Raw genomic sequence first — 14,313 nt, forward strand, 5'->3', positions numbered from 1 at the left:
GGACGGATCCGATGACCGACATCGACTGGGACGCGCTCCGCACCGCCGCGCTCGACGCGATGGGCAAGGCCTACGTGCCGTACTCGAAGTTCCCCGTGGGCGTCGCCGCGCTGGTCGACGACGGCCGGGTGATCTCCGGCTGCAACGTCGAGAACGCCTCCTACGGCCTGACCCTCTGCGCCGAGTGCGCGCTGGTGTCCTCGCTGCACATGACGGGCGGCGGCCGGCTCGTCGCCTTCACCTGCGTCGACGGCAAGGGCGGCGTGCTGATGCCCTGCGGGCGCTGCCGTCAGCTGCTCTTCGAGCATTCCGCCGACGGGATGCTCCTGCAGACCGTGTCGGGCGTGAAGTCGATCGACGAGGTCATCCCCGACGCGTTCGGTCCGCGCACCCTCGAGGCGTACGCGGCCGAGTAGTCCCGCCCCGCCGACGCCCTCCGCGGCGCCGACGGCCCTCCGCGGCCGTGCCGCGCCGCCGCCTCCCGCTCCCACTCCTGAACCGAGGACCCCGCATGACCCCGTCCACCCCCGTCGAGGCGTTCGACGCCGTCGACGTCATCCGCACCAAGCGCGACCGCGGCACGCTCTCGACCGCGCAGATCGACTGGCTGATCGACGCCTACACCCGCGGCTACGTCCAGGGCGAGCAGATGGCCGCCTTCGCGATGGCCGTGCTGCTCAACGGGATGGACCGCGACGAGATCCGCGACCTGACCCTCGCGATGATCGCGAGCGGCGAGCGGATGAGCTTCGACGGCCTCGGCAAGCGGACGGTCGACAAGCACTCCACCGGCGGTGTCGGCGACAAGATCACGCTGCCGCTGATGCCGCTGGTCGCCTCCTTCGGCGTCGCGGTGCCGCAGCTCTCGGGTCGCGGCCTTGGCCACACCGGCGGCACGCTCGACAAGCTCGAGGCGATCCCCGGCTGGCGCGCGGACCTCAGCAACGAGGAGATGTTCGAGCAGCTGCGGACCGTCGGCGGCGTCATCTGCGCCGCGGGCTCCGGGCTCGCTCCGGCCGACAAGAAGCTCTACGCCCTGCGCGACATCACCGGCACCGTCGAGGCGATCCCGCTGATCGCCTCCTCGATCATGTCGAAGAAGATCGCGGAGGGGACCGACGCCCTGGTCCTCGACGTCAAGTTCGGCTCCGGCGCGTTCATGACCGACATCGAGCGCTCGCGCGAGCTGGCCCGCGCCATGGTCGACCTCGGCAACGACGCCGGCGTCCGCACCACGGCGCTGCTGACCAACATGAACGTGCCGCTCGGCCTCGCGATCGGCAATGCGAACGAGGTCCGCGAGTCCGTCGAGGTGCTCGCCGGCGGCGGCCCCGCGGACGTCCGCGAGCTGACCCTCGCGCTCGCCCGCGAGATGCTGGCGCTGGCCGGGCAGCCCGACGCGGACGTCGAGGGCGCGCTCGACGGCGGCGCGGCAATGGACACCTGGCGTGCCGTCATCCGCGCCCAGGACGGCGACCCGGACGGCGCGCTGCCGGTCGCCCGCGAGACGCACGTCGTCCTCGCCGAGCGCGACGGCGTCCTGGTCGAGCAGCAGGCGCTGCCCTTCGGCATTGCGGCCTGGCGTCTCGGCGCGGGGCGCGCGCGCCAGCAGGACGCGGTGCAGCACGCCGCCGGCATCGACCTGCACGCGAAGCCCGGCGACCGGGTCCGCGCCGGTCAGCCGCTCTTCACCCTGTCCGCCGACGAGCCGTCCCGCTTCTCCCGCGCGCTCGAGGCGCTGGACGGCGCGTACCGCATCGGCGACGAGGGCGACGCCGTCCTCGACGGCGGCCCGCTCGTGGCGGAGCGCATCGCCTGACCCGGACGGGGTGGCAGCGGCGAGGGGGGCCGGCGCGGGCGGCACCGTAAGGTGGTCGGCGACCCGTCGTCCCACCGGAGGAGCACCGTGACCGACAGCACCGAGACCGGCAGCAGCCACGAGGAGTACCTCCTCCCGGGCGAGGGCATCCTCATCGACGACCTGCCCAAGGTGTCGCTGCACGACCACCTCGACGGCGGACTCCGCGCCGAGACGATCGTCGACATCGCCGCGCAGACCGGCGTCGCCCTGCCCGCCGAGGACCCCGAGGCTCTCGAGCAGTGGTTCACCACCACGGCGGACTCCGGCTCGCTCGAGGACTACCTCGCCACCTTCGAGACCACGATCGCCCTAATGCAGACCGCCGCGTCGCTCGAGCGCGTCGCCCGCGAGTTCGTGCTCGACCTCGCCGCCGACGGAGTCGTCCACGGCGAGATCCGCTGGGCCCCCGAGCAGCACCTCCGCGCCGGTCTCACCCTCGACGCGGCCGTCGAGGCCGTGCAGGAGGGACTCGAGCAGGGCGTCCAGGAGGCGGCCGCGCACGGCTCGCGGCTCGGCGTCGGCCAGCTGATCACCGCGATGCGGCACACCGACCGCTCGCTCGAGATCGCCGAGCTGGCTCTGCGCCACCGCGAGCGCGGCGCGATCGGCTTCGACATCGCCGGTGCGGAGGCGGGCTTCCCCGCGTCGCGGCACCGCCCCGCGTTCGAGCTCCTCGCCGCCGCGCACTTCCCGACGACCGTGCACGCGGGCGAGGCGGACGGCCTCGACAGCATCCGCTCGGCGCTCCTGGACGGCCGGGCACTGCGCCTCGGCCACGGCGTCCGGCTCGCGGAGGACATCCGCGTCGAGCGCCAGGACGACGACGCCAGCTACGTCACGCTCGGCGAGCTCGCCGAGTGGGTGAAGGACCGGCGGATCGCGCTCGAGCTCAGCCCCTCCTCGAACCTGCAGACCGGAGCGATCGCCGCGTGGGGCACCGAGCTCGCCGATCACCCGTTCGACCTGCTCTACCAGCTCGGCTTCCGCGTCACCGTCAACACCGACAACCGCCTGATGAGCGGCACCACGCTCAGCCGCGAGCTCGCGCTGCTCTCGGACGCGTTCGGCTACGACCTCGACGATCTCGAGGCGTTCCAGGTCAACGCGGCCGAGGCCAGCTTCCTGCCGCTGGACGAGCGCCGCGAGCTGATCGAGACCATCAGTGCCGGCTTCGAGGCGGCCTGAGCATGCCCCTCGACCCGCTCTCCGACGCCGCGGTGGCACTGCGCCACCCCGCCTCCAGCTGGCGCGAGGCGGTCATGGAGGCGGGCCGCGCCCTCGAGCGCAGCGGCGCCGTCGACCCGGCCTACTCCCGCCGGATGGTCGAGCAGGTCGACGTGCTCGGGCCCTACATCGTGATCGCCCCCGGCCTCGCCCTCGCGCACGCCCGCCCCGGCAACGACGTGCTCGCGGACGGGATCTCGGTGGTCACCCTCGCCGACCCCGTCGCCTTCGGCCACAGCACCAACGACCCGGTCTCGGTCGTCATCGGCATCGCCGCCACCCAGGCGCACGGCCACGTCGGCTTCGTCTCCGGCCTCGCCGACGTCCTCAGCAAGCCGGACGCGGTCGCGGCCCTCGCCGCCGCCCGCACCGTCCGCAGCATCAACGCCGTCCTCACCGACGACACCCCGCACCACGGAAGAAGCGCATGAAGATCGTCACCCTCTGCGGCGCCGGAATCGGCACCTCCGCCATCCTCAAGCTCGGCGCCGAGCGCGCCCTCGAGGCCCTCGACCTCGAGGCCGAGGTCGTCGCCTCCGACCTCGCCTCCGTCGACGCCCTCGCCGCCGACGCGCAGGTCATCCTCACTTCCAGCGAGCTGACCGGCAGGATCGGCAAGACCTTCGCCGAGGTCGTCGTCATCGACAACTACCTCGACCAGACCGAGATCACGGCGAAGATCGAGCGCGCACTCGGCTGATCCGCCGGAGGCGGATCAGTTGCGTCGTTTTCTGAGCCGCTCCCTGCGCGGCTCATCGCGGTCGGCTTGTCGACGTGGTGCGTCCCGTAGAGCGGGTTGCGTCGCGCTGTCGAGAATCGCTTGGCACGCGATTCTCGATCGCGCGCTCTGCCTTGCGGGTGCTCGTTCCTGGTGGGTGCGAGGGCGTTCCGAGTCGCGAGATGCCACTTGGGTGCGCGACACGCCGGGGGAAGCGTGCGCAAGTGGCATCTCGCGGAGGGGGTGTCAAGGCATCAGCAGGGTGAGGGTGCGGGTGAGGAGGGCTCGGGCGCGGGCGGGGGAGAGGCGGGTCGGCTGCTCGGCGGCGCGGGCGACGGCGATGCCGTCGAGGACGGCGAGGAGGAGCGCAGCGTCGTCGGGGCCGAGCGGCGCCGTGGGGTGCGCGGCGCGCAGCAGCTCCAGGACGACGTCCTCCGTGCGCGACCAGCCGGCGGTGTGCAGGGCGCGGATCTCCGGGTCGGTGCCGGCGCGCGAGGCGAACGCGGTCCAGACGACGGCGTCGGGGACGTCGGCGTCCTCGACGCAGGCGATCGCCTCGCAGAAGGCGCGCAGGCGAGCGTCCGCCGACGGCTCCTCCTCCCGCAGGTCGAGCATCCGCCGGCGGAACCGCTCCTCCACCGCTGCCATCGCGCCCGTCAGCAGCGCCTGCTTCGTCGGGAAGTGGTGCTGGACGGCGCCCGCCGAGACGCCCGCTTCGGCGGCGACGGTCCGGATGCTGAGCTGATCCGCCCCGCGCGTCGAGAGGACGGTGACGACCGCCGAGAGGATGTCGCTCCTGCTCTCGCGCCGATCGGCCACGTGCGCTCCTCTCGATCCGTCCGCTCGAGCAGGCTACGCTCTCGACCATGACCAATACGACTGTATTGCCCGCCGCTGAGACGGCGAGAGCGCGCATCGACTCGCTGGACGTGGTCCGCGGCGTCGCGATCATCGGGACCCTCGGCACCAACATCTGGCTGTTCTCCCACCCCTGGGGACTGCTCGGGATGCTCAGCGAGCCGGTGACGGCCGGGACGTCCCCGGGCGCGCAGACCGTGCAGCTGGTGCTGATGGCTCTGGCGCAGGGGAAGTTCCTCGCCCTGCTCTCGCTCACCTTCGGCATCGGGCTGGCGATCCAGCACGCGTCCGCGGTCCGCCGGGGGCGACGCTGGCCCGGCCGCTACCTCTGGCGGGCGACGCTGCTCCTGCTCGACGGCGCGGTGAACTACGTGCTGATCGCGGAGTTCGACGTGCTGATGGGCTACGCGGTCACGGGAGCGGTGGTGGCCTGGCTGCTGCTCACCCGGCCGCGGACGCAGCGGCGCACGGTGGTCGTCCTCGGCGCGCTGCACGTCCTGCTGATCTCGGCGCTCGTGGCGCTCGTGGCGACGCAGCCCGGTGCCTCCGGTCAGGGTCCCGCCGGTCGCAGCCCGTACGCGGACGCCTCCTTCCTCGGCCTCGCCCTCTTCCGGCTGCAGAACGCGGCAGTCTTCCGGGCGGAACCCGTGCTGATCGGCGTCCTCAGCCTGGCGATGTTCCTGCTCGGTGCTCAGCTGCTGCGAGCCGGCCTCTTCGCGGAGGAGGGGCGACTGCTGCGGCGGCGGCTGATGGTCCTCGGTGCGGTCGCCGCTCCGGTCGATCTGGCGCTCGGACTCACCGGGAGCGCGGCCGGTCTGCTGGCCGAGCGCTACCTCGTCGCTCCGCTGGTGGCACTCGGGCTGCTCGCCCTCCTCGCCGAGCTCGGCCTGCGCCGGGGCAGCGACGGCGGGCTCGCGCGTCGCGCTCGCGAGGTCGGCCGGGTCGCTCTGAGCGCCTATCTCCTGCAGAACCTGCTCGGGGGCGCTCTGTTCTACGGCTGGGGTCTCGGGCTCGCGGTCTCCGCAGCCCCGTGGCGGGTGCCGGTGACGATCGGCGCCTTCGTCCTGATCGCGGCGATCGTCGTGCTCGCCGCGCATCTCTGGCTCCGCCGCTTCGCTGTCGGCCCGGTCGAGTGGCTCTGGAGGCGCGGCGAGCAGCTGGGGAGTCGTCCCTCCCGCTGACGACGTGGTGCGCCAGGTCCCGCGCCAGGACGGCGGGGTCGGGACAGCCGTGCGATTCTCCGACGTGGCTCCGTCTCCGAGCCTCTTCATAGAATCGAGAGGACTGAAGTGCGCACTCGCATCCGCTGCACGATCGCCGGGCTCACCACCCTCGGGCTCCTGGCGGGAGGTGCTGTTCTGGGGGCGGGACCCGCCCTCGCTCAGACCGCGTCCCCCGTCACGTCGACGGCCACCGCCACCTCCACTGCCGCACCCGAGTGGAGCGCGACCGCGACGTACACGGGCGGGCAGCAGGTGACCCGCCAGGGGAAGCTCTACACCGCCGGCTGGTGGACCAGCGGCGCGGACCCGCTGCTGGTCTCGGGGGCCGTCGGGACCGGCAAGGTCTGGCAGCCCGCCGCGGGCGTGACCGTGCCGACGGTCGCTCCGACCCCCGCCGCCGCGCCGGCGCCGACCGCCGCTCCCGCACCGACCCGCGCTCCTGCGCCCGTCACCGTCTCGGCGCCGTCCGTGAACTCCGCGCCGGTCGCCCCCGCGACGAACCCCTTCCCGGGTGTCGCGCAGTGGAGCGCGACGGCGACCTACACCGGCGGCCAGCAGGTCGTGCGCGACGGGAAGCTCTACACCGCCGGCTGGTGGACCAGCGGTGCGGACCCCCGCGAGGACTCTGGACCGATCGGCTCCGGCAGGGTCTGGCAGCCGGCCGCCGCGGTGACTCCGGCACCGGCACCGACTCCCGCGGTCACTCCGACGCCGGCGAGCACCACGACCCCGTCGCCCGCGCCCGCTCCGACCACCGATCCCGGGAAGACCCCGAGACCTTCGGCGGCGCCCGCGACCGGAACGTCCCCCGCCGTCCTGCGCTCCGGCTACAAGGACATCACCATCAACATGGACTGGAACACCCACCAGCTGCGGACGGTGCTCGACGGGAAGATCGTTTCGCTCGCGGGGCCGGACTCCTGGGCGAGCCGGACCGGCAGCAGCGCGGTCACGCTCGCCTTCGCCTCCGGCACCGGGGACGCCCCGAGCTGGGCGGGCGTCACGGCGGACGAGTTCCGCAGCTCGATCGACCAGCTCGTCGCCGCGGATGTGGACTACGTGCTCGCCACCGGAGGAGCCTCGGCGGTGTTCACCGCGAACGCCGCGCAGCTCGACTCGTTCATCAGCCGCTACGCCTCGAAGAACCTGATCGGCATCGACTTCGACATCGAACGGGGGCAGACTCCCGCGCAGATCCGCGAGCTCGCCGACGCCGCGGCCGTGGCCGAGGTGAAGTATCCGGACCTCCGCTTCCAGTTCACCCTTCCCACCTCGGCGGCCTCGGACGGGTCGAAGACGAGCCTGAACGACGTCGGAGTCCCCACCGTCGAGGCGATCAAGGCCTCCGGCGTGCAGCACTACACCGTGAATCTGATGGCCATGGACTACGGGTCGGCCACTGCCGCGAACGCGGTCATCGACTCGAAGACCGGCAGGACCGACATGGGAGCGTCCGCGATCCAGGCCGCCCGGAACGTCCACGAGAAGTACGGCATCCCGTACTCGAAGCTCGAGCTGACCGCCATGATCGGCGTCAACGACGTGACCGAGGAGGTCACCTCCGTCGAGGACTTCGAGGAGATCGCCGCCTTCGTGAAGACGCAGGGCCTCGCCGGACTGCACCACTGGTCCGTCGACCGGGACACGCCCTCCACGGTGGGCGTGGTGTCTCCGCTGGGCTCCGGGACGGCCATCCCGTCGGGGGCGTTCGCCGCGGTCGTCAACCGCGCCGGCTGACCCCCGCCCGTTCGCTGCGCCGCCCCGCCGACCCGCGGGGCGGCGCAGCGGCGCGCCCCGGATCCGGCCCTCGACGTCGATGTCGCTCGCCCTTCTCTGCATCCGCCCTCTCCGCCCGCCCCCTTCCCAGGAGCCGACCACCCATGTCCTCGATCCCGTCCGACCCCTCCTCGCCCGGCCTCCGGCACGCCTCCCGACATCCGCGTCCGCTGCCCCGCCGACTCCTGTCCGTCCTCGCGACGGCCGTCGCCGTCGTCCTCGGGCTCGCCCTGTCGACGGTCGCGGCGGCGTTCGCGCTCACCGCGTCCCTGCCCTTCGCGATCGTCGTGTGGGTGGTCCTGTCCCTGCTTCTCGTCTTCCTGCTGGTCTCGGCCGTGCAGCGCCTGCTCCCGCGACGGCCTCGGCCGGTCCGCCGGTCGGTGCGCCTGCGCACTCCGGTCGTCGTCGCGGTCGTCGCGACCGCCGCCGTCGGCGCACTCGCCGGCGGGACCGTCCTCGCGCCGATCGGCGGGTCGTCCGCAGGCTCCAGCCCGGTCGCCCCGCAGTACTGGGACCTCTCCACCGGTTCGCACCTCGCCTACTGGAAGACCGCGGCGACCACTCCCGGCGGATCCGACGTCCCGATCGTCTACCTCCACGGCGGCCCCGGTGCGTTCGTCACCCCCGCGGACCTCGACTCCCTGCCCACCCTCGCCGAGACCGGCCACGACGTCTACCTGTTCGACCAGGCCGGTGCCGGCTACTCCGCTGATCTCCCGCTGCGCGACTACAGCTTCGAGCGGTCGCTCGCCGACATCGACGCCGTCCGCGAGCGGACCGGCGCGGACCGCGTGATCCTCGTCGGTCACTCCGCGGGCGGCTTCCTCGCGGCCGCCTACGCCGCTGAGCACCCCGAGCACGTCGAGAAGGCGGTCCTCATCGCCGCCGGAACCTATGACGCGTCCGAGGAGGGGCGACGCGCGTCCGACGAAGCGCGGGCGGCGGCCGATGCCCGCATGAGCGAGGACCCGAACGCCGAGCAGTCGGCCCCTCTTCCGCTCGGCACTCAGCTGCGCCTGACCGCCGGCCTGGCGCTCCTGCGGACCGTCGGCCCCGACGCCGCCGTGAACCTGCTCTCCCAGGACGACGGCAGACGGGCGACGGCGACGCTGACGGGCCAGCCCAGCGGTCTCAACATCTTCTCGAACACGCTGCTGAACGCCGACTTCGAAGCCCACTGGGAGACGACGCTCGCCGAGCTCGGCGCGGTGCAGGTGCCGACGCTGCTCGTCCGACCGCAGTACGACCACGTCGACTGGCGCGGCCAGCACGCGCTCGCCCGGGCGATCCCCGGTGCTCAGACGGTCTACATCGCGGGCACCGACCACGATCCGTGGGCCGCGGCGTTCGAGCGGACACGCGCCGCCGTGTCCGACTTCCTCCTGGACCGGGCGCAGCCGATCTACACCGGCGACGCCGACCCGGGGCTGGCGGACGCTCCCGATCGCGGCTGACCGCCGCTCAGCGCAGGAGCTCGGCGGCTCCCGTCCGCAGGGCGTCGAGGCGGGCGGCGACCGCGCCGCGGCGGGCGTCGGCGTCCGCCTCGTGCGACCACGCGTCGAGGTAGAGCTTCACCTTGGGCTCGGTGCCGCTCGGCCGGGCGATCAGGCGGGCGCCGTCGAGGGTGAACCGCAGCGCATCCGTCGGCGGCAGCGCTCCGCCCGCCGCGAGCAGGTCCTCCGTGCGCTGCACGGCGAGGCCGCCGATCGCGGCGGGTGGCGCGCTGCGCAGCCCCGCCATGATCCGGCCGATCTCCGAGAGGTCGGTCACCCGGAGCGAGATCTGCTCCGAGCCGAACAGGCCGAAGCGCTCGGCGAAAGCGTCGAGCTCGTCGGCGATCGTGCGGCCCTCCGCGGCGAGCGAGGAGGCGAGATCGAGGAAGGCGAGCGCCGCCGAGATCCCGTCCTTGTCGCGGACCGTCTCCGGGTTCACGAGGTAGCCGAGAGCCTCCTCGTAGCCGAAGACGAGGTCCGGGACGCGGGAGATCCACTTGAAGCCGGTCAGCGTCTCCGCGAACTCCAGACCGTAGTCGCGGGCGACCGCGCCGAGCGCGGGGGAGGAGACGATCGAGCAGGCCAGCGCGCCGCCCTCCCGTCCCGCGGCGCGGGCGCGCTCGGCGGCGCGCCAGCCGAGCAGCGCGCCCACCTCGTTGCCGGAGAGGCGGCGGAAGCCGTCCTCGAGCGACGCGTCCGGGATCGCCGCGGCGAAGCGGTCGGCGTCGGGATCGTTGGCGACGATCAGCTGAGCACGGCCCGAGCGGGCCGTCGCGAAGGCGAGGTCGAGCGCGCCGGCCTCCTCGGGGTTGGGGAAGGCCACGGTCGGGAACGCGGGATCGGGATCGATCTGCTCGACGACCACGGCCGGCTCGTCGAAGTCGGCGGCCGAGAGGACCCGGTGCGCCGTCTCCCAGCCCACGCCGTGCATCGCCGTGTAGACGACGCGGAGCGGCGCCGACTGGCGGCCGACCGCCGCCGTCGCGGCGATGTAGGCGTCGACGACGGATTCGTCGGCGACGCGGTACTCGCCCCGGGGCAGCTCGGTGACGCGGCGCTCGGTCGCGACCGCGAGGATCCGCTCGGCGATCGCGGAGTCGACCGGCGGCACGATCTGCGAGCCGTCGTCGTCGCCGCCGAGGTAGACCTTGTAGCCGTTGTCCTGCGGCGGGTTGTGGCTCGCCGTCACCATCACTCCGGCGTCGGCGCCGAGGTGGCGGACGGCGAAGGCGAGCACGGGAGTCGGCAGCAGGCGGGGGAGCAGCACGGCGTCGGCACCCGCGCCGACCATCAGGGCGGCCGAGTCCTCGGCGAAGACGCGGGAGTTCCTCCGCCCGTCGTAGCCGATGACGATCAGCGGTCGCTCGAGGCCCTGCGCGCGCAGATGGTCGGCGAGCCCGACGGCCGCCTGCGAGACGAGGACGCGGTTCATCCGGTTCGACCCGGCCGCGATCGCCCCGCGGAGCCCGGCGGTGCCGAAGGCGAGGCGCTCGCGGAAGCGGTCCGCCAGCTCGGCCGCGGCGGCGGGGTCACCGGCGGCGTCGGCCGACAGCAGGTCGACGAGCTCCTGCCGGGTCTCCGGGTCGGGGTCCTGGGCGAGCCAGTCCTCAGCGCGTGCGCGGACGTCCGCCGTCACAGCGCGCCCGTGATCCCGGCGAGGAGGCGGGCGAGGTCGTCCTCGGCGTTCCGCCCGGCCTCGAGGACCTCCTCGTGGCTCAGCGGCGTCTTCTGGATGCCCGCCGCCAGGTTCGTGATCAGCGACATGCCCAGCACCTCCATGCCCGCCTCGCGCGCCGCGATCGCCTCGAGGGCGGTCGACATGCCGACGATGTGGCCGCCGATGATCCGGGCCATCTGCACCTCGGCCGGGCTCTCGTAGTGCGGGCCGCGGAACTGCACGTAGACGCCGTCGTCGAGGTCGGCGCGGGTCTCGCGGGCCAGCGCGCGCAGGCGGGCCGAGTAGAGGTCGGTGAGGTCGACGAAAGTCGCGCCCTCGAGCGGGGAGTCCGCGGTGAGGTTAATGTGGTCGCTGATCAGGACCGGAGTGCCAGGGGTCCAGTGCTCCTTGATGCCGCCCGCGCCGTTGGTGAGGATCATCACCGAGGCGCCGGTCGCCGCGGCGACGCGGACGCTGTGCGCGACCCGGCGCACGCCGTACCCCTCGTAGTAGTGGGTGCGGGCGCCGATGATCAGCGCGCGCTTGCCGGTCGGCAGCAGCACCGAGCGGAGGCTGCCGCCGTGGCCGTGCACGGCCGACTTCGTGAAGCCGACGATGTCGGTCGCCGGGACCACGGCCGTCGTCTCGCCGATCGCGTCGGCGGCCTTGCCCCAGCCGCTGCCGAGCGTGAGGGCGATGTCGTGCTTCTCGACGCCGGTCGCCTCGATGATCTGGGCGGCGGCCTCGGCGGCGATCGCGAAGGGATCGGCGTCGGCGGAGTCGAGCGGATTGGGGGTCTGGTCAGCCATTCCCCCACCCTATCCACGCACGACGCGGGGGCGGGCGAGGCCCGCGGACCCTCCCGGATCCGCGTCGATTGGGCGAACTCCCAGCACGGGAGGACAATGGGAGGCATGCCTTACGAGTTCGAGCGCACGCAGCGGATCGCCGTCCTCGGAGGGGGACCCGGCGGCTACGAGGCCGCCCTCGCCGGAGCCCAGCTCGGCGCCGAGGTCACCCTCGTCGAGCGGGTCGGAGTGGGCGGCTCGGCCGTCATCACCGACGTCGTGCCGTCGAAGTCGCTGATCGCGACCGCCGAGGCCACCAATGCGATCGGCGAGGCCGCCGACCTCGGCGTGCAGTTCTTCACCCGCCACGAGCAGACCAACAAGCCGGTCCGCCCCGAGGTCGCGGTCAACCTCGCCACGGTCAACAAGCGCCTCCTCGGGCTCGCCCGCCAGCAGTCCGAGGACATGCGCGCGAACCTCGTGCACCACGGCGTGCGCATCGTGCAGGGCGACGGACGCCTCGACGGCTCGAACGCGCTGATCGTCGCGACCGCCCCCGGCGACGAGGGCATGGACTTCGACCGGATCGAGGCGGACACCATCGTCGTGTCCGTCGGCGCCAGCCCGCGCATCCTGCCGTCCGCCGCGCCCGACGGCGAGCGGATCATGAGCTGGACCCAGCTCTACAACCTCAAGACGGTGCCCGAGCACCTGATCGTGGTCGGCTCCGGCGTCACCGGCGCCGAGTTCGCCTCCGCCTACCGCGCCCTCGGCGCCAAGGTCACGCTGATCTCCTCCCGCGACCAGGTCCTCCCCGGCGAGGACGCCGACGCCGCCGCCGTGATCGAGAACGTCTTCAAGCGCAACGGCATGGTCGTGCTGTCCAAGTCGCGCGCCGACCGCGTCGAGCGCACCGAGACCGGTGTCCGCGCCGTGCTGTCCGACGGCCGCGTCGTCGAGGGCTCGCACTGCCTGATGGCCGTCGGCTCCATCCCGAACACCGCCGGCATCGGCCTCGAGGAGGCGGGCGTCCAGCTCACCGAGTCGGGCCACATCCGCGTCAACCGCGTCGCGCGCACCAGCGTCCCCTCGATCTACGCGGCCGGCGACTGCACCACCTTCCTGCCGCTCGCCTCCGTCGCCGCCATGCAGGGCCGCACCGGCGTCTTCCACGCCATGGGCGACGCGGTGAACCCCACCGAGGTGCGCAACGTCGCGGCGAACATCTTCACCCAGCCCGAGATCGCGACCGTCGGCTGGAGCCAGAAGGAGATCGAGGAGGGCCTCGCCCAGGGCGAGATCTACAAGCTCCCGCTCGCCGCCAACCCGCGGGCCAAGATGATGGGCATCCGCGACGGCTTCGTGAAGGTCTTCGCCCGCACCGGCTCCGGCACCGTCATCGGCGGCGTCATCGTCGCCCCCAAGGCCAGCGAGCTGATCTTCCCCCTCGCTCTCGCCGTCGAGCACCGCCTCACCGTCGACCAGGTCGCCCGCGCCTTCACCGTCTACCCCAGCCTCACCGGCTCCATCTCGGAGGCGGCGCGCGCCATGCACATCGTCGGCTGAAAGCCGACGATGTGCTCGCCATCCTCTGAGCCGCTCCTCGCGCGGCTCAGCGCAGTCGGCTTCGCGACGTGGTGCGTCCCGCAGAGCGTGCCGCGTCGCGCTGCCTCGAATCGCTGGCACGCGATTCTGGCTCACGCGCTCTGCCCTGCGGGTGAACGGCTCCGGCGGGTGCCCGCCCCTTGCTGATCGAGTAGCGCGCGGAGCGCGCGTATCGAGATCCGGCTCCGCGTGGGGCACGGCGCCAGCTGTGGCGCGGAGTCATCGCTGGTGGGCGACGAGGGCGGCTCCTGGCTGATGGTGTGCGCCTGGAGCTGCACCGCTGGTCGAGGGACGGTCTCGATACGCCGCTGCGCAGCTACTCGACCAGCATGAAGGAGCCCAGGTCGACCACGAGCAGCTTCAGGCAGAGCGCGTGTGCGAGAAACGCGTGTCAGCGTTTCGAGGCAGCGCGACGTGACCCGCTCTGCGGGACGCACCGCGTGAACGGGCCGACTGCGCTGCGCCGCGCGGGGAGCGGCTCAGTGATGAGCACAGCCGGAGCGCGTGAGCGAGAAACGCGTGTCAGCGTTTCGAGGCAGCGCGACGCGACCCGTTCCGCGGGACGCACCGCGCGAACGGGCCGACCGCGCTGAGCCGCGCGGGGAGCGGCTCAGACATGAGCACAGCCGGAGCGCACGACCGAGAAACGCGTGTCAGCGTTTCGAGGCAGCGCGACGCGACCCGCTCTGCGGAACGCACCACGTGAACGGGCCGACTGCGCTGAGCCGCGCAGGGAGCGGCTCAGAGATGAGCACAGCCGGAGCGCGTGAGCGAGAAACGCGTGCCAGCGTTTCGAGGCAGCGCGACGCGACCCGCTCTGCTGTACGCGCCCCGTCGCGAAGCCGACTGCGCTGAGCCGCGCGGGGAGCGGCTCAGAGATGAGCACAGCCGGAGCGCGTGAGCGAGAAATGCGTGTCAGCGTTTCGAGGCAGCGCGACGCGACACGCTCCGCGGAACGCACCACATGAACGGGCCGACTGCGCTGAGCCGCGCAGGGAGCGGCTCAGACATGAGCACAGCCGGAGCGCGAGACCGAGAAACGCGTGCCAGCGTTTCGAGGCAGCGCGACGCGACCCGCTCTGCTGTACGCGCCCCGTCGCGAAGCCGACT

The 14,313-nt window shown here is 72.9% G+C and carries 12 protein-coding genes; 9 read left to right on the plus strand and 3 right to left on the minus strand.

Translation table 11 applies throughout. The annotated features are described in order from the left end of the window. Nucleotides 1-11: 11 nt before the first annotated feature. From MT350_RS03340 to MT350_RS03360, 5 genes are all read left to right on the plus strand, one after another. The gene (locus MT350_RS03340; RefSeq protein WP_243615381.1) at nucleotides 12-416 is read left to right on the plus strand and encodes a cytidine deaminase; all 405 of its coding nucleotides are present in this window, start codon (nucleotides 12-14) and stop codon (nucleotides 414-416) included. A gap of 95 nt (nucleotides 417-511) precedes the next feature. After that, the gene (locus tag MT350_RS03345; RefSeq protein ID WP_123733900.1) at nucleotides 512-1,819 is read left to right on the plus strand and encodes a thymidine phosphorylase; all 1,308 of its coding nucleotides are present in this window, start codon (nucleotides 512-514) and stop codon (nucleotides 1,817-1,819) included. 87 nt (nucleotides 1,820-1,906) lie between these two features. Beyond that, on the plus strand, nucleotides 1,907-3,046 hold the full coding sequence (locus MT350_RS03350; RefSeq protein WP_374206627.1) for an adenosine deaminase: 1,140 nt from the start codon (nucleotides 1,907-1,909) through the stop codon (nucleotides 3,044-3,046). 2 nt (nucleotides 3,047-3,048) lie between these two features. Next, nucleotides 3,049-3,516 carry a PTS sugar transporter subunit IIA gene (locus tag MT350_RS03355; protein WP_243598826.1) on the plus strand — a complete coding sequence of 156 codons (468 nt, stop codon included), beginning with the start codon at nucleotides 3,049-3,051 and terminating at the stop codon, nucleotides 3,514-3,516. Continuing rightward, nucleotides 3,513-3,785: a PTS sugar transporter subunit IIB gene (locus MT350_RS03360; RefSeq protein WP_243598827.1), complete on the plus strand. Its 273-nt coding sequence runs from the start codon at nucleotides 3,513-3,515 to the stop codon at nucleotides 3,783-3,785. Before MT350_RS03355 ends, MT350_RS03360 begins: the two co-directional genes overlap by 4 nt. A 264-nt stretch (nucleotides 3,786-4,049) precedes the next feature. Here MT350_RS03360 and MT350_RS20350 read toward each other — a convergent pair whose 3' ends face one another. Further along, a complete protein-coding gene (locus tag MT350_RS20350; protein ID WP_243615382.1) occupies nucleotides 4,050-4,622 on the minus strand; it encodes a TetR/AcrR family transcriptional regulator in 573 nt (190 codons plus the stop codon). A gap of 47 nt (nucleotides 4,623-4,669) precedes the next feature. Between MT350_RS20350 and MT350_RS03370 the strand changes: the two genes are divergently transcribed. The 3 genes from MT350_RS03370 (at nucleotide 4,670) to MT350_RS03380 (ending at nucleotide 9,114) form a co-directional block, all read left to right on the plus strand. After that, complete coding sequence (locus tag MT350_RS03370) at nucleotides 4,670-5,842, plus strand: DUF418 domain-containing protein (RefSeq protein ID WP_243615383.1); 1,173 nt, start codon at nucleotides 4,670-4,672, stop codon at nucleotides 5,840-5,842. A gap of 108 nt (nucleotides 5,843-5,950) precedes the next feature. Next, nucleotides 5,951-7,621, plus strand: coding sequence for a carbohydrate-binding protein (locus MT350_RS03375; protein ID WP_243615384.1), 1,671 nt, complete (start codon nucleotides 5,951-5,953; stop codon nucleotides 7,619-7,621). Between the two features lie 143 nt (nucleotides 7,622-7,764). Continuing rightward, nucleotides 7,765-9,114 carry an alpha/beta hydrolase gene (locus MT350_RS03380; protein ID WP_243615385.1) on the plus strand — a complete coding sequence of 450 codons (1,350 nt, stop codon included), beginning with the start codon at nucleotides 7,765-7,767 and terminating at the stop codon, nucleotides 9,112-9,114. Between the two features lie 7 nt (nucleotides 9,115-9,121). Here MT350_RS03380 and MT350_RS03385 read toward each other — a convergent pair whose 3' ends face one another. Both MT350_RS03385 and MT350_RS03390 read right to left on the minus strand, forming a co-directional pair. Further along, nucleotides 9,122-10,789 (minus strand): phospho-sugar mutase, encoded by a 1,668-nt coding sequence (locus tag MT350_RS03385; protein WP_243615386.1) that lies wholly within the window; start codon nucleotides 10,787-10,789, stop codon nucleotides 9,122-9,124. Continuing rightward, nucleotides 10,786-11,619 (minus strand): purine-nucleoside phosphorylase, encoded by an 834-nt coding sequence (locus tag MT350_RS03390; protein WP_123735208.1) that lies wholly within the window; start codon nucleotides 11,617-11,619, stop codon nucleotides 10,786-10,788. Before MT350_RS03390 ends, MT350_RS03385 begins: the two co-directional genes overlap by 4 nt. A 105-nt stretch (nucleotides 11,620-11,724) precedes the next feature. On the opposite strand from MT350_RS03390, the gene MT350_RS03395 reads away from it, so the two are divergent. Then, nucleotides 11,725-13,164 carry an NAD(P)H-quinone dehydrogenase gene (locus tag MT350_RS03395; RefSeq protein WP_127886072.1) on the plus strand — a complete coding sequence of 480 codons (1,440 nt, stop codon included), beginning with the start codon at nucleotides 11,725-11,727 and terminating at the stop codon, nucleotides 13,162-13,164. The last annotated feature ends 1,149 nt before the right edge of the window (nucleotides 13,165-14,313 follow it).

This window comes from Rathayibacter sp. VKM Ac-2928 (genome assembly GCF_022815545.1).
GTDB lineage: Bacteria > Actinomycetota > Actinomycetes > Actinomycetales > Microbacteriaceae > Rathayibacter > Rathayibacter festucae.